Source organism: Roseovarius sp. E0-M6 (genome assembly GCF_037083845.1).
Classification (GTDB): domain Bacteria; phylum Pseudomonadota; class Alphaproteobacteria; order Rhodobacterales; family Rhodobacteraceae; genus Roseovarius.
On sequence record NZ_JBAPLA010000002.1, the window covers coordinates 476,747 to 491,482 of the forward strand.

The window sequence follows — 14,736 nt, forward strand, 5'->3', positions numbered from 1 at the left end:
GATGCGCGTATTCGGAGGGACTGTGTTGGTCTTGACGGCCTGGCTCTGCGCGATTGGCGCGGTTTCGACCCTGTCCACCAGCATGATCGCCGCGCCCGCCTGGGCGGACGATGGCGATGGTGGCGACGGTGATGGTGGTGACGGAGATGGCGGTGATGATGGTGGGGGTAGCAGCAGTAGCTCTTCCAGCACAGGCGGCAGCGGGTCGCGCGGCGGCATCAACTCGGGAGAAGTCGACGATCCCCGGGAGATCATCCGCGGTCTGCGCCGTCTCTTTCGCGGACAGCCCGTGGAGCCGCAACGCGCCCGCCGTCGGCCCGCCCCGCAACCGGCCCCCCGGCCCGAGCGTGCGCCCGCCGAGATCGTCGCGCGCGGCCTGACCGATGACCAGACCGCCACCCTCGTCAGCCAGGGCTATGTTGTTCTGGAACGCGCCGATCTGGTCAGCCTCGCCACCACCGTGCGCCGTTTTCAAGTGCCCGAGGGCACAACGCTCGACGCGGCGCGCGACACCATTCGCGCCCTGCCCGGTGCCGAGGCGGCGGATTTCAATCATTACTACCGCGCCGGACAGGACAGCGCGGCGCTGATCGAGACCTCCGAGACCGCACCCGCCTGTGACGGTCTGCACTGTCCTGCCCGCGCGCTCATCAAATGGCCTGCGGGCCTCGGGGCCTCGGGGTGCGGAGTGCCAGTAACGATCGGCATGGTCGATACCGGGCTGAACGCCGATCACGAGGTGCTGGCCGGGGCCGATATCGACCTCTCGCGCATCGCCCCCGAGGAGTATTCCGCCTCCGCCGCAGTCCACGGCACGGCGGTGGCTGCCATTCTCGTCGGCGATCCCGAGACCCGCGTTCCCGGCCTGCTGCCCGGCTTGCCGCTGGTGGCAGTGGATGCGTTTCACAAGGAGGCCGGCGACGAGCGCGCAGACGCGTTCACGCTGGTGCGCGCGCTTGATCATCTCTCGGAGCGCGGCGTGCAGGTGATCAATCTCAGCCTCGCCGGACCACCCAACACGGTGCTCGAAGACACGCTCCTGCAACTGACCGAGCAACGCAGGATCCCGGTGATCGCGGCGGCGGGCAATGACGGCCCCCGCGCCGAACCTGCCTATCCAGCTGCCTATGACAGCGTGATCGCCGTGACAGCTGTGGATCGCAGCGGCACCATCTATCGCCGCGCCATTCGCGGCGCGCATGTCGAGCTTGCCGCCCCCGGCGTCGAGGTCTGGACAGCGGCGTCCGTCAAAGGGGCGCGCTGGAAAACCGGCACTTCGTTCGCCGCGCCCTACGTCACGGCGGCGGTGGCGCTCTGGCTGCAACACGACCCGATGCTCACGCCCGAAGATATCCGCGCGCGGCTGACCGCCTCTGCGGCTGACCTTGGCCCGGACGGTCTTGACGAGACATACGGGCACGGGGCGCTCAACCTCGGCGGCAACTGCCCCGGCCAGGCCGCGATCCTGCCCGCTTCGGCGGAATAACGCCCCCGCTTTCCTCTCCTTGGAAAAATACCAGCGCGCCGGGAATAACTCCCGGCGCGCTGCGTTTGCATGACAACGGATCACTGACCGGGAGAGGACCGATGAAAGACACCCTGATCGAGACGAGCCCACTGACCCTGCGCCGGGTCACGGCCTGCAGCAGCGCCGGGCGGCTCAGCGCCCGCATAATCCGGCCGGTGCGCCGTGCAGACGCGCCGCCAATGGTGGTGCTGCATGGCATTTCGCGCAACGCGGGCACGCTGGCCCGGCTCTTTGCCCCCGAGGGCGAGCGCACCGGGCGCACTCTGATCGTGCCGCATTTCCCGGCGGACACATGGCCCGATTTCCAGCGCCCCAGCAAGGCCGCCCGCCCCGATCTGGCCTTGCTGGCCCTGCTCGATCTGGTGGCGTCCGAATACCCGGATATCCCGGGGCCGGTGGATATATTCGGCCATTCGGGCGGCGCACAGCTCGCGCACCGTCTGGCGATGCTCTATCCGCACCGCGTAACCGCGCTCCATCTGGCGGCGGCAGGCTGGTATTGCCGGCCCGATGAGACGATGCGCTATCCCTACGGCCTCGCCCCCGGCAAGGATGCGTTTGCCGCCAAGCTGGTTCGCCGCAACACCGCCGCGCTGCGCGATTTCCTGCATATCCCGACCTGCGTCTACGTCGGCACCGAGGACGTGACCCGTGACGACGCCCTGCGCAAGACCCGTGCGCTCGACACCGGGCAAGGCCCGCACCGCCGCGCCCGCGCGTGCAGCTATGTGACTGCCCTCAACGCAGCCGCAGAGGCCGCAGGCGTTCCGCCCCGCGCCCGCCTGATCGAGATGCCGGGCTGCGATCACGACGTGGTGTGCGCGATCACGCAGAATGACCTCGCCGCGCGTGTGCTCGATGCGCGCACCGCCCTCATCTGACCCACCAAAGGAGAGCTGACATGACCCTCGCCGACACCCTCGCCCAGGCAAAATGGACCTTTGTCACCCGCCGCGTTGACCCAGCCTGCGTCACCGCCACCGATACCGATTTCCCCGCCGCGCAGCCCGGGGACCTGATCCTTGCCCATGTCGACCGCCTCGGACAGCACCGCCGCGTGCAACTGCCCTCGGGGCGACCCTCGCTGATCTTTCCGGGCGATGCGGTGGTGATGGCCTGCGGCTCGCGCTACGCCCCCGATCAGTTCGAAGGGCTGGCCGAGATCGACGCCGAGGGCGCCGATCTGCTGGCCGGGGGTGGCTGCATCGGGCGCATGGTGGCGCGCAACAGCCGGATCAAACCGGCCACGCGGTTGGTTCCGGCCGCCCGCCTGTTGCGGGCTGACGGGCGCGCGGTCAACCTTGCGCAATTCGCGCTCGGCCCGCGCCCTGCCACGCAGCGCCCGTCGGTGATCGGCGTGCTCGGCACCTCGATGAATTCCGGCAAGACGCTGGCCACCGCGCAGCTTGTGCTTGGGTTGCGGCGCGCGGGCTTTCGCGTGGGAGCGATCAAGGCGACGGGCACCGGGGCCTTTGGCGATTTCAACGAATACAGCGACAGCGGTGCGCATTATGTAGGCGATTTCACCGATGCGGGCATGGTCACCACCTATCTGGAGCCGCTTGACCGGATCAAGACCGCCATCGAGACGCTGATCGCCGAGGCCGGGCATCGCGGCTGTGATATCGTGGTGATGGAGGTGGCCGACGGCCTTTTGCAACGCGAAACCGCCGCTCTGATCGCAGATCCGTGGTTCGCACGGCTTGTATCAGGCCTTGTCTTCGCCTGCGGAGACGCGGTGGCGGCCATGGGCGGCGTGGCGCATCTGGCGCAGCTGGGGCTGGTGCCGGATGCGCTGACCGGTCTTGTCAGTTGCTCTCCCATGGCCTCGTCCGAGGCGCAGGCGGCCTCCGGCCTGCCGGTGCTGACCAAGGAGGATCTCGCCGACCCGGCCGAGGCCACCGGCTTTGCCCTGCGCGCGGGGCTTGGCCGCAAGGAGGCCGCCTGATGCCCATGCCGCGCCTCTTGGAGAGCGGCCGTTGGCGCGGGCTGGTGGTCGTCAGCCTCTTGACGCTGGTGCAGGGGGTGGCCGCCGGGGCGGCCGCCTTCGCCACGCGCGGGCTTTTTGATGCCATCCACGCCGGTGCCCCCCTGCCACCGGGCCTGATCGCGGCCCTTGTCGCCTCTGGGCTCGTCATCGCAGGGGCCCGCGTGCTCTCGCGCCTGATGGGCGAGCGGCTCGGGCAGGGTTATGCCCTTGCCATCCGCCTTGCGCTGCTCGATCATGCCTCGAGCATGGCCGCGAGCGCCGTCGCCAAGCGCCGCAACGGCTATATGAGCCTGCGCTTTGTCGGCGACATGACCGCCTTTCGCACCTGGCTGGGCAAGGGGCTGCCCCGGCTCATTGGGGCCATGGTGATGATCCCCGCCGCCTGCACCGTGCTCTGGCTGCTGGAGCCACGCTTCGCCCTTGCCATCGCGCCTCTATTCGCGGTCACGCTGGCCGTGCTGGCCGTGGTCGGGCCACGGCTGGAGCCGCTGCACCGCCGCCTGCGCGCCCGCCGCGCGCGCATCGCCGCCGAGATGGCCGAACGCATGCCGCTCGCGCCAGAGCTTGACCGCATGGGCCGCCGCCCCGCCGAGATCCGCCAACTGCGCAAACGCACCGAGCGGATGATCCACGCCGCCCTGCACCGCCTCTTCTGGGCGGAAGCGCTCAAGGCGCTGCCCGATGCCGTGGCGGGCCTCGCCGCCTGCGCGGTGATCGTCGCCGGCGCGCATACCGGGGCCAGCACCGGCACCATCGCAGGCGCGCTCGCCGCCATCGGTCTTATGCTGACACCTTTGCGCGATCTGGCCAGCGTCTGGAATTTCCGCGCGGCCTATCTCGCGGCGCGCAGGAAATGCAACGCCGCCCTCTCGCGTGCACCGCGCGGGACCGGTCAGGGCGACACCCGCCTTCCAACTGGCCCGCTCCGCGTGACGGTGCGCGATCTGCCGATGCCCCAAGGCAACACGCTCTCGCTCGACATCTCCGCGGGCGAGACGCACGCCCTGACCTGCACGCCCGAAGAGGCCGACACGCTCTTTTCCGCTCTTTGCGGGTTGGAGCCGGTGCCGCCCGGTCATATCAGCCTCTCCGGTCAAAGCCTGACGGATCTGTCGCGCGGCAGCCTCCGGCGCGGGGTGCATCGCCTGAGCAGCGCGCCCGTGGTGCTCAAGGGCTCGTTGCGCCGCAGCCTGTCCCTTGGCCTGCTCAATCGCCCGTCGGATGCAAAGCTCAGGAAAACCGCCCACGCCGCCGGGCTGCGGACGCTGATGGACCGGATCGGCGGCCTTGACGGCGCACTTGCCGAACGCGGCCGTAACCTGTCCCCGGCGGATCGCAGCGCGCTCTCGCTCGCCCGCATCCTGCTGGGCAAGCCTCAGCTTGTCCTGTTGGAGGACGGCGTCTGGCATCTCGACCCCGACGCCAGAGACACCCTTGCCGCGCATATTGACAGAACAGGAGCCACGATCCTGCGCCATCCCGTTCTGGCGAAAGGGGACATGGTTGGGCCTCTTGCTGCGTGATAATCTATTCAATGAACCCACGCCGACACTACGACGTGGCCCGGGGTTGCGAGGCTGTGTTCATCTTCTCTGATCGTTATCGCGGTGCGAACCATAAAAAGACAAGCCCGCAAGCGCTGAAAAAGCTCCCAACTCCGGAGTCGGGCTATGCAATGGATGAGAAATAATTCCTTGGCAATTTGCGGAAGCGATCATAGCTGCAACACGCGGCTGTATACAACCATCTGTATCACTCCAGTCTCTCATGGTTGTCGAAAGTGGCCGCTGCGAGTGTCACATCTAACGCCTACTTCGTCCGCACTGCCGCCGCTCGCCGGTCTCCGATCATGCGCCTGCAGCGAACGGCAGGTCTGGTGAAGCTGCAACGCGGCGCTTGACGGTGAGACGGACGTCCGCTGTGGGCCGAGCTTGCCTGCAGTCACGTTGACTCAGGAAGTGCAAGAAGCCTCAGCAACCGTGGTATTTTCTAACGTTTGGAGGCGTGTCTGGCGAAAGGCAAATGCCCTGTTCGATACGCTGAAATACTGCCTCTACAACATCTGATTTCGGAATCAAAAAATCGATTTCAAGCCCTTTTTCGATTTGCGAGGCTCTAAAAATCTGCGCATTGGCATAGAACACATACGAGAGGTGAGATATGCTTTCATGATCCCCTGTATCCAGAAGACAAGTGTCGTCGCAGCCATCATAGAAGCTGGAAATTGGCACAAGTAGGTTGAGGCCTAGTGCGCATGTGTCGTTACAAACGATCTGCAGGTGCATAATATCAGGATTGTGCCGTGGCCCGGATGGCATGAGAAAGGTCCCGCGCCGGAACGCCATCGCCTAAAGAGACGCCAGAAAGGAGGTCGCCTGGTTGAGGCTTTCCAGCTCGCGCGCGCGCTCAATTGGCTTGTCCAAGCCGACTGCTGCCATCATGCGGTCCAAAGGAATCCGTCGCGACGATCCGTTAGGGTCTTCCCACTCGGCAATGTTGTCGTGAGTCCAGTCCGCAAGATCAAAGCGGTCCATGTGCCCAAATTCTGCCCAGACGTTCTCCAGAATGCCGATTTCCCGCTTGCTCAACTCGTCCAGAGAGTCGGGGGTCACCTCTTGGCTGGCCAAGCCGACGTCATTGTTGGCGCGGTCCCGCAAGAACTGCGACCATCCGCCATCATCACGGTAAAACCCATTCAGATAGTCGAGCGTCAAGGAATTGACTGGACCGTGCGGCATTGAAACACGGCCTTCATCTTGAATGGGATGACCACGCAAGCGCAGACTTTCCCGGTCGGCAAGATATACCAGTTTTATCACCTTGAGCACGTTAATTGCTCCGCCTTCTTTCATGGCGAAGAAGGCAATGGTTTGCGCTGCTTTTCGGGGATCGTATGACATGTCTGGTTGGGTTTCTGGTTGAGTACGTAGTATGTATAGTATGGTGCTTTCCATATATTGAACAAGTTGTCATCACAAATCGTGAAGAAGGTGTGTCCTTAAGCGGCGGCTTGCCCGGCAACTTGGCTCAATGCTGCGCCGTGCATGAACGGCCGGTCTTTGGGGCGGCATCGCAGCATCGCGATAGCATGATGAACGGCGGCTGTGGGCCGAGGCTGTGTGAAAACTCAGATTTTGAGAATCTGACGAGAATAGTTTTCTCGAGATACGGAATTTGGCGGCCCTCGATAGAACAGAATCTCGTGGCAGAGCACGTGGAAGAACGCTGTTCCGCAGTCGGCCATGGTCGAGCGAGTTTTCACACAGCCTCGGCCGCTTGCGCGCTGGGCCGGGGTAAGTCGCCGCAAGTCTGCGCCCGCGGCTCCATGCCCATTGCCGCCGCTCGCCCGCGGCGCGGCAAGTGCCAAATACCAATGCCCAACGCCGCTCACCCTGTCTCCCAAGGCCGCGTCTTCGGCATCACGCTGGTCACCTCGACCTCCCGCAGCATGCCACCCGCGATCAACCCGTCGCGCACCCAGCCCAGCGCGTGCCACCAGTCGTCATACGCCTTTCGGGCGGAGTCGATCTGCTGGGGATGCGGGGAAACCGACGAAAAGACCGGCGAGGAGATCGATCAGACGATCCCCTTCATGAAGGGTTATACGGTCTTCAATATCGAGCAAATCGAGGGGCTTCCGGCGCATTACTACGCGCCCGCCAAGTCACAGCTCAATCCCGATCAGCGGATCGAGGCCGCGGACGCGTTCTTCGCCGATACCGGCGCCGAAATTCGCCATGGTGGCAGCAGCGCCTACTACTGCCCGCCCGAAGACTACGTCCAGATGCCCGTCTTCGAGAACTTCCGCGATGCCGAAAGCTACTACGCCACGCTCGCGCATGAATGCACGCACTGGACACGGCACAAGAGCCGCCTTGATCGCGACTTCGGGCGCAAGCGGTTTGGTGACGAAGGCTATGCCCGCGAAGAGCTCGTGGCCGAGCTTGGCGCTGCGTTCCTATGCGCCGATCTCGGGCTGACCCTCGAAGATCGCGAAGACCACGCCGCCTATATCGGCAGCTGGCTGAAAGTCCTGAAGGACGACAAGCGCGCCATCTTCACCGCCGCCGCGCACGCGCAGCGCGCCACCGACTATCTCCACGGCTTGCAGCCGCTGATCGACGAAGCCGACGAGGCCGCCGCATAGGCGGCCTCTTGGCCGAAATTTCAACAACTCAACGAAAGGATCGAAATTATGACCAAATTCATCATCTCACGCGGCGAATATGTCGTGCATAACATCATCATTGAAGCTGCGGACGAAGACGCTGCCGAAGCTGCCGCGAAAGAAATTCCGATTGATGACGAGCGCTGGAGCGAATGCGGCCCGCTCGGTCACGACGTTCTGTACCAGTGCGAAGGACCATTTCCGTTCGATTGAAAAATCGATCGAGGCCGCCGTATGGCGGCCTCACTCATCAGCAAACCGTACCAGATCGTGCTCGTTAAAGCTGTGCTTCGCATAGATTGCGGCGGCGTGACGGTACGGCATGTTCATGAATTTTTTCGCGAACCACTGGAAAAAACGTTCATCGGAAATGCCCGTTTGAAACGGTATGTCGCGTCCGAAGCTCTTGAGTGGCGGTACGATGGAACGCGCTTTCCCGATGAGTTCAGTCGTGCGCTCGTCGAACAGAGACGGCTCGACGAGGTCTTCAAGCACAAAATACGCCATGTAGGCTGTCTGAAGAGCCGGAACCATGTCGCGCGGGATCGCAAACACCTGAAGCTCTGCTTCGCTGGTCAGATTGAGCGCGTCGGCTGGCCTGATCCGCTCGGTCGTGTCGATAATGTAGTCATCATTGGCCGCGTAGCTTTCGGTTGCCTGAGCCAAGCGGTTTCGCAATTCATTGATCTCGTCTCCTGTCATGTTCTGTCTCCAGGGCTGTGATAACTCGTTGGATTCTACTATTTTCAACAGGAATCTCGCCAATTCTCCCTTTTCAGGGTGCTTGCACCTGGCCGACAGTCCGACCTGAGTTCGGCACCGCCAATCAGGGACGGATACCCGCAGCGCACGCACGCCGCCTCCAGCCGCCGCGCCGCATCATTGACGCTACGCGGGACATAGGTGATCCAGTCGGGGTTCGATGACCTGGCGCTCATGACGCTTGCCGTTCCTCATCAGCGGTGAGCATTGCGTCGATCTTTGCCTTGAGCAGCAGAGCACGGTGCTCGTGCCCATCGACGATGGCGATCTGCTTCAGGGCGTCACCGTGCTGGAGCAGCACTTCATAGGTGCCCGACTTGCGGCGGCCGACATGAACGGCGCGGCATTCATCGCGCGGGATGGTGACTGGCGTTCCCAACTGACCGCGCTGGATGCTCAGCATGTCGCCCCGCCGTTCGACGGCGAGATAGGGGCGATCCGTCAGGTCACGCCAGAGATGCGCGGTGACGGCGCCGAACATCAGGAGGATGAACGCCAGCGCAAGGCCGATGCCCCAGCCCTGGAGATCGGGCGGCGCTGCGCCCGGCTCCCATGTGCGCGCAAACTCGACAAGCGGCGCGAGCGCGGCCGGAATGCCGCTGATCATCGTCATGAGCAACTCGCCCAGACTTTGCGGCGGGGCCGCGGGCGCGCCGTAATACAGCGCCGGTGCGGCCACGATGGTCAACAGCGCGACGATCACGACGACCGCGAAGTATCGCGTGCCTTTCTCGGTGTTCGGGTAGAAGCCTTCGAGGCGCACCGCGTTATCCTCGCGCCGCACAACCGGCTTTCCCGTGATCTTGCTTCGGATCAGGCTCAGGGTTGTCATCATCTTACTCCTTGTTCTTCGGCGGCCGACCGCGTTTGCGGGCCGGGCGGTCGATGGCCACGTTGAGTCCGTGCTCCTTGGCCAGCATTCTGATCTTCGCCATCGCCTCGCGTTTGCGCTCGGCATCGCGCCGTTCGAGGTGATCGCTGGCGGCCTTGATCAGCCGCCGCAGCTCTTCGTCGCTGGCTTGGGCGAGATCACGCGGGACATTACCGGCGGCCATCGGCCCGCCGTGCTGTCCGGTTGTCGTTTCGTCATGGTTCATCATGGTCCTTCCTTTCAGGGTTTGGGTTTCGGGAGGCGCAGCGGCGTTTTGCCTTGCGCGATCTGCGGTGCGCGCGGCGGGGCGGTCGTTTCGATACGCTCAAGCGTGCCGATCGACCCTTCGCTGCCGCAGGACGGTGCGCAGCGAAAATAGAACCCGCCGCGCCGCCGCTCGGAGCGCCCGCCACAGACAAAGGCGCCGCAGCGACCGCATTTGATGAAGTGTCCTTCCCCGCAATGCGGGCAGTCCACCGCGTTCAGGTCAAAATGCCGGATATCGTGCTGCGTCGTCGGCGCAGCAGCGGCGGCACCTTGGTTTGTCTGCGGCTCCGGCGTGCGCACCGCTTCCAGCGCGTAGCGGGGCTTGCCGCGCTGGCGGATAAAGACCGCCTCGAACGGCGTGTCTGTCCTGGCGCAGCGGCAGGCAAGATACTGGCGATCGGTGCGCGCTTCATCGAAGGCGCGCAGCCGCGATCTTGCGCGCCGGAGCGCGCCGCCGGTTGCCGTAAGGTCTGGCAGTCTGAAATTCATGATCTTCCTCCTAGCTCCATCCAAAATGTTCACTGATGCGGTCGCGGGCGCGCAGGATCGCCATGGTATCCGCCGCATTGCCGCCCTGGTCGGGATGCGCCCGCTTGATGGCGCGGCGATAAGCGCGCTTGAGATCATCCGGCGTGAACCCGCCCTCGGGCAGGCCGAGCAGGGCACAGGCTTCGGCGATGCCGGCTGATCCCGCCGCTGTGTCCGGTCCGGCTCGGTTGTCACCATCGCCGTCGCCGTGCGCGTCGCCGCTGCGGGCTTCGAGCGCGATGAACCAGACGAGCAGCGCGAGCCGCCCGGCGCCCGTCAATACGAACGCGAAGACGCTTCCGAGCCCGATCGCCGCCGCGGGCAGGATTGCGAGCAAGGCGGCGAAGAACAGCTTCGCGACCACGCCGAGCAGCTGGCACAGCCCGGCGATCAGGATCGGCAGCAGCCGCAGCCCGATCAGAAAGGCAAACAGCGCCAGATGCGGCAGCCAGCCTTCGTCAATGACCCAGGGTGGCAGCAGTTCGATGATCCAGCGTTCAAAGGACATGACGGGCAAACTCCCACAGACGGAACAGGCCGTAGCCAAGGCCGGCCAGGTAAAGCAGGGCCGCGACCGGATGCGGCGCGAGCAGAAAGGCCGTGGCGTAAAGCGCCTTGCCCCAGAGCCGCCTTGCCAGCGCGCCGAAGGCAGGTGGCGTCCGGCCCGATTGATACGGGTTGCGGTTAAACCGCCCCCGCAGCGCCGCGCGCTGCCAGTAGCGGGTCTTGCGCAGAACCGCAGGCTTCAGGTTGCCGATGAAGGCGATTTGCTTGTCGCCGTCGAAATGAAGGATTTCATCGACGGTCAGAAGCGGGCGCCGCGTCTCGGACGTCGAGGCCTTGCCTTCGGCATTGACCGACCGGCTTTCCGCCGTGCGTTCGCCGACCAGCCGGTGGATATACTCCGCCGTCTCCAGATCGGCGGCGCCGAGAAACTGCCGCAGGCCGCAATTGGCGATGAAGCCCTGCCATTCCTGGCCATAGAGCGCCTTGACCTGACCGATGTTCTGGAAGATCGGCCAGAGCACAACGCGGTACTTGCGCAGCGTGGCGAGCCAGTTCGGAAACCGCGAAATCTTCCGCAGCGCCGCCGCCTCGTCGATGACGAACAGCACCTTCTCGCGTGCGAGCGGGGCGCGCTGCATGGTCCAGATCGCGCAGCCCATGGCAAGGCGCGGGATCGCGGCATGCGTCTCGCTATATTCCAGCGGCAGGACAACGGCGATGATGCAGCCCTTCACGCGCTGCCCGTGCCGGTTCGTCCCCTTGAGCGCCCCGAAATTCACATCGCTGCGCTTAAGGTTCCGGCGCACGAGCGGGTCGGCGAGCCAGCGCAAATCCTGCTGGATCGTGGACATGATGGCCGAAAACTCTTCCGGCGCCTGGGCTTCACGCCGCTCCATGGCGGAGGCCTCGGCGGCCACAAGCCCGTCGGCGACCGGATTGGCCTGCATCTCTTCGAGTAGCTTCTCCCAGCCGTCCGCCGGCAGGTTCACCAGCTCGTAAAGCGTCCCGAGGTGATGCTCGTCCCGTGGCCGCGCCGTTCGAATATGGATGATCAGTGCCTGTTTGAAGGTCTGGCCGGTATCCTTGAAGAATTGCGAGGAGCCGTTCTCACGGCCGCTGCGCGGCGTGAGCATCTCGGCCAGCAACTCCGCATGCGCGGCGAATTGCGGGTCCTCCGGATCGAGAATATCCATTGGGTTGAAGCCGTGCCGCGGCAGCGCCCACGGCTTTTCCGGGTGCATCCCGAACGGATTGATAACGGCGACCTTGTAGCCTTGCGCGCGCCATTGTTTGATCGCGATCGCCGCGTTCTCGCCGCCCGGATCGTTGATGAACGCAAAGGGGTGATCCAGAATGGCCGGCACGATCGCCGCCGTTCCCTTGCCGCTGCCCGATGGGCCGAAGGTGATGGCGTGCGTATCGTCGTAGTAGACCGGCAGATCGGCAAACGACCAATCGCCGACGATCATGCCGTCCCGGCGGAACAGGTTCTTCTGAAGCGCCGTGCACAGGGAGAGGTAGGACCCGAGCCGTGCGTCGTGGCGTCCTGCTTGAAACGCCAGCGCAAGAGGGCATAGCCCCCTGCACTTATCGCTGCCGATCCCAGAACAACTCCGATCATGGCCGTTTACACCCTTGTTGCTTGCCCAAGCATTTTGGTGTTTTGCGGCGCTTAATCTACGACACGGATTGGACACGGTGCGCGGGGCGCATGGCGCGCCCGCTCGATCAGGAGGCTGAATTCTGCTGGTTTTGCGGATTGAAGATAGCGATGCGCTGATCCGCACCACGCACATGGGAAGCGTTTTCAGCGGGCGGTCGCCCGGCTTGGGGGTAATGCACCCCTGGCGCAAACTCTCTACAGACGGGTGCCAGTCAGCGCCGAAAGCCGCGTGCCGACCTTGTCCTTCAATAATGCCACAAGCGCGGGATCACCGCGTTCGTACTCATCGGGGATATGCAGCGTGACGATCCGGTTGTCCGGCGGACGTTGCTTGAACTTCTTGCGGATGCGTTCGCGGTGGTGGGTTTCCATCGCGAAGATCATGTCGGCCGAGGCCACCAGCTCCTTGGTCAATGGGCGCGGTGCCTCTGAATCCGTCCCTGCCGATATTACTTCGATACCGGGCGTGTCGCGGAAGACGTCTTCAGCGGTCGGACTCCTCAGCTTGTTGGCGGTGCACACGAACAGGATACGCATGGCGGCATATTAGCAGACCGTCGGCGTTTGTGCAGGTTTTGCCAGCCGCAGGCGACCGGATTTGTCGGCGGCGGTCACATGCCCGGGCGCATGTGGGCACCGGCATATTGTCCTGCCGTAATTTCGGAAAAACAGGCGCATGGCGTTTTGATCCGCGATCGGATGGCGTTCCGACATACCCGTCTCCTGCCTTTCTGCAAGGGCAACCCGCATTGCCAGACCGTGCGCGAAGCTGGCGCATAACGCGGGGCTCAGCGCTGCAACTTGCTTTGTCGGCTCCCCCGTTCCCTTCGCGTCGCTCCGGTCACGGTCCCCCCAACAATGCGTTGCAGCCGCCCCGACGCATGCGCCGGACGCGTCGGCATCGGCTGGCATGGGGCCAGCCCGCAACGAAAAGGAGACTGAAAATGACTGACGCAACGCAAACCCAAACGCAGGACAAGCCGTCCGGCACACGCCCGAAATTCCGGGCCTGGCTGGTGCAGGACACGCCGGAAGGCGAAGCCCACTGGACCGAGCTCTCGGGCCTCTGGCCGACAAAATCCGGCAAGGGCTTCAAGGGCAACCTGCGCACGCCGATCGCAGCAACCGAGGGCCGCCTCGTGATCCTGCCGGCCACGTTCAACCCGCACAGCGAGGAGAAGTCCGATGAAACTGATCCCCGCTAACGAATACCGGAAACTCATCGAGCAAGGCCGCGCGACTGCCGCGGCCTTCGCCGAAGGGCAGGAGCCGCCCGATCACAAACCCGTCGTGAAGCTGTTCACGCCCGATGCGAATTGCACCTGGCTGATCGCCGAGCTCGATCCGGACGAACCGGACATCGCCTTCGGGCTGTGTGATCTCGGACTCGGCTGCGCCGAACTCGGTAGCGTGCGGATTTCCGAAATCGAGAGCGTCCGCGGTGCCTTCGGGCTTCCGGCAGAACGCGACCGGTTTTTTCGGGCCAACCGCAGCCTTGGCGCCTATGCCGCCATCGCCCGCGAAAACGGGAGGATCGTCACATGAGCACGCATATCACAAACGATCACGTCAGCGCCTTCGAGGCGCTGACTTCCGGCGAATACAGCAACTTTGCGCTGCTGTCCTGCCATGTGAACGGCGCACCCGCCGCGGCCATCGTGGCCGTGAACGAGGATGCCGGCGAATACCGGATCACGCCACTTTTCGTGAGTGTCACGCCCGAAATGGACCTGACCGACCATGACGGTGTCCCGGCGGGAGGTGCATCATGAGCACCACCGAAACCTACCGCATCGACTGGGAGGGCATCGCCCTCTCGGTCCGCTGGACGCCGCAATGGCTTGGTATCGATATCGATGGCCAACAAGTGGCGCATCTGGAGTTGATCAGCGACGAACGCGTGCCGTTGTCGATGACCGAGACCGGCTACCGTTCGCACTTTACAAGCCGTGAACTGGTCGAGACGGAAGGCGGCCCCGTTGCCTTTGTGAAGAAATGGCTCGACGTTGAGGCCATGTCCGATGAATGGAAAGCGCATGAAGACGCCGCTCGCCAGCTCAGCCTATTCTGAACTGGCGGCGCCATTCGTGCGGCCGCATCTCCGATCCCCGGCTATCTTGCTCCCCGCCGTCCGCGTGTTCAGAATTGACAGGCGAATCGGCAGACGGGAGATTGAGATTATGACCGAGCCAGACATTGTACCCGATCACGAGCGCGCGACAATTCGCGCGCAACTTCAAGCCTACCTAAATGCCCATGCCATCGGTGTGCCGCGACTCCAGCAATTGGTGGACGAGACGCTTGATGCCGCGGACAAACCCTACGTTGATTTGCGCTCATTGCAGCGATTTATGGCCGACAGCGTGCGCATCGAAGACGCCAAAGTCATGCGCTACCGGAAGTTCCTCAAGATCGTGCAAGGCGACTGAAGCATCGATGGCGTCCTGGCGGG

Annotated in this window: 19 protein-coding genes and 1 pseudogene; 11 read left to right on the top strand and 9 right to left on the bottom strand. The window is 64.0% G+C overall.

Annotated features, from left to right (window positions below; all coding sequences use genetic code 11):
* The first annotated feature begins 1 nt into the window (after position 1).
* The 4 genes from V8359_RS08715 to V8359_RS08730 all read left to right on the top strand — a co-directional run bounded on the left by V8359_RS08715 (position 2) and on the right by V8359_RS08730 (position 5,041).
* Positions 2-1,486 carry a S8 family serine peptidase gene (locus tag V8359_RS08715; protein ID WP_336428367.1) on the top strand — a complete coding sequence of 495 codons (1,485 nt, stop codon included), beginning with the start codon at positions 2-4 and terminating at the stop codon, positions 1,484-1,486.
* A gap of 101 nt (positions 1,487-1,587) precedes the next feature.
* On the top strand, positions 1,588-2,409 hold the full coding sequence (locus V8359_RS08720) for an alpha/beta fold hydrolase (protein WP_336428368.1): 822 nt from the start codon (positions 1,588-1,590) through the stop codon (positions 2,407-2,409).
* 20 nt (positions 2,410-2,429) lie between these two features.
* Positions 2,430-3,476, top strand: coding sequence for a hypothetical protein (locus V8359_RS08725; RefSeq protein WP_336428369.1), 1,047 nt, complete (start codon positions 2,430-2,432; stop codon positions 3,474-3,476).
* Complete coding sequence (locus tag V8359_RS08730) at positions 3,476-5,041, top strand: ABC transporter ATP-binding protein (RefSeq protein WP_336428370.1); 1,566 nt, start codon at positions 3,476-3,478, stop codon at positions 5,039-5,041. Before V8359_RS08725 ends, V8359_RS08730 begins: the two co-directional genes overlap by 1 nt.
* A gap of 825 nt (positions 5,042-5,866) precedes the next feature.
* Here V8359_RS08730 and V8359_RS08735 read toward each other — a convergent pair.
* Positions 5,867-6,418 carry a Panacea domain-containing protein gene (locus tag V8359_RS08735; RefSeq protein ID WP_336428371.1) on the bottom strand — a complete coding sequence of 184 codons (552 nt, stop codon included), beginning with the start codon at positions 6,416-6,418 and terminating at the stop codon, positions 5,867-5,869.
* A gap of 473 nt (positions 6,419-6,891) precedes the next feature.
* Here V8359_RS08735 and V8359_RS08740 point away from each other — a divergent pair, with 473 nt between their 5' ends.
* Positions 6,892-7,665 carry an ArdC family protein gene (locus V8359_RS08740; RefSeq protein WP_336428372.1) on the top strand — a complete coding sequence of 258 codons (774 nt, stop codon included), beginning with the start codon at positions 6,892-6,894 and terminating at the stop codon, positions 7,663-7,665.
* Positions 7,666-7,713: 48 nt separating this feature from the next.
* Entirely contained in the window at positions 7,714-7,899 is a 186-nt protein-coding gene (locus tag V8359_RS08745; RefSeq protein ID WP_336428373.1) for a hypothetical protein, read from the top strand.
* Positions 7,900-7,929: 30 nt separating this feature from the next.
* Here the strand turns inward: V8359_RS08745 and V8359_RS08750 are convergent, their stop codons facing one another.
* The 8 genes and pseudogenes from V8359_RS08750 to V8359_RS08785 form a co-directional block, all read right to left on the bottom strand.
* Positions 7,930-8,388: a hypothetical protein gene (locus V8359_RS08750; protein WP_336428374.1), complete on the bottom strand. Its 459-nt coding sequence runs from the start codon at positions 8,386-8,388 to the stop codon at positions 7,930-7,932.
* A gap of 232 nt (positions 8,389-8,620) precedes the next feature.
* A complete protein-coding gene (locus V8359_RS08755; RefSeq protein ID WP_336428375.1) occupies positions 8,621-9,280 on the bottom strand; it encodes a hypothetical protein in 660 nt (219 codons plus the stop codon).
* A gap of 4 nt (positions 9,281-9,284) precedes the next feature.
* On the bottom strand, positions 9,285-9,548 hold the full coding sequence (locus V8359_RS08760) for a hypothetical protein (protein WP_336428376.1): 264 nt from the start codon (positions 9,546-9,548) through the stop codon (positions 9,285-9,287).
* Positions 9,549-9,559: 11 nt separating this feature from the next.
* Positions 9,560-10,075: a hypothetical protein gene (locus V8359_RS08765; RefSeq protein WP_336428377.1), complete on the bottom strand. Its 516-nt coding sequence runs from the start codon at positions 10,073-10,075 to the stop codon at positions 9,560-9,562.
* A 10-nt stretch (positions 10,076-10,085) separates the two neighbouring features.
* A complete protein-coding gene (locus tag V8359_RS08770; protein ID WP_336428378.1) occupies positions 10,086-10,622 on the bottom strand; it encodes a J domain-containing protein in 537 nt (178 codons plus the stop codon).
* Positions 10,612-12,090, bottom strand: a complete 1,479-nt coding sequence (locus tag V8359_RS08775) for a type IV secretory system conjugative DNA transfer family protein (protein WP_336428379.1) — start codon at positions 12,088-12,090, stop codon at positions 10,612-10,614. Before V8359_RS08775 ends, V8359_RS08770 begins: the two co-directional genes overlap by 11 nt.
* A 389-nt stretch (positions 12,091-12,479) precedes the next feature.
* The gene (locus tag V8359_RS08780; RefSeq protein WP_336428637.1) at positions 12,480-12,698 is read right to left on the bottom strand and encodes a hypothetical protein; all 219 of its coding nucleotides are present in this window, start codon (positions 12,696-12,698) and stop codon (positions 12,480-12,482) included.
* Between the two features lie 30 nt (positions 12,699-12,728).
* Positions 12,729-12,821: pseudogene (locus V8359_RS08785) on the bottom strand (arsenate reductase/protein-tyrosine-phosphatase family protein); the annotation flags it as partial.
* 407 nt (positions 12,822-13,228) lie between these two features.
* Between V8359_RS08785 and V8359_RS08790 the strand changes: the two are divergent.
* The 5 genes from V8359_RS08790 to V8359_RS08810 all read left to right on the top strand — a co-directional run bounded on the left by V8359_RS08790 (position 13,229) and on the right by V8359_RS08810 (position 14,713).
* The gene (locus tag V8359_RS08790) at positions 13,229-13,489 is read left to right on the top strand and encodes a hypothetical protein (RefSeq protein WP_067628224.1); all 261 of its coding nucleotides are present in this window, start codon (positions 13,229-13,231) and stop codon (positions 13,487-13,489) included.
* Positions 13,470-13,829: a DUF2958 domain-containing protein gene (locus V8359_RS08795; protein ID WP_336428380.1), complete on the top strand. Its 360-nt coding sequence runs from the start codon at positions 13,470-13,472 to the stop codon at positions 13,827-13,829. Before V8359_RS08790 ends, V8359_RS08795 begins: the two co-directional genes overlap by 20 nt.
* Positions 13,826-14,056 carry a hypothetical protein gene (locus tag V8359_RS08800; RefSeq protein WP_336428381.1) on the top strand — a complete coding sequence of 77 codons (231 nt, stop codon included), beginning with the start codon at positions 13,826-13,828 and terminating at the stop codon, positions 14,054-14,056. The genes V8359_RS08795 and V8359_RS08800 overlap by 4 nt, the downstream gene beginning before the upstream one ends.
* Entirely contained in the window at positions 14,053-14,355 is a 303-nt protein-coding gene (locus tag V8359_RS08805; RefSeq protein ID WP_336428382.1) for a hypothetical protein, read from the top strand. Before V8359_RS08800 ends, V8359_RS08805 begins: the two co-directional genes overlap by 4 nt.
* A 109-nt stretch (positions 14,356-14,464) precedes the next feature.
* Positions 14,465-14,713, top strand: a complete 249-nt coding sequence (locus V8359_RS08810; protein ID WP_336428383.1) for a hypothetical protein — start codon at positions 14,465-14,467, stop codon at positions 14,711-14,713.
* Positions 14,714-14,736: the final 23 nt, after the last annotated feature.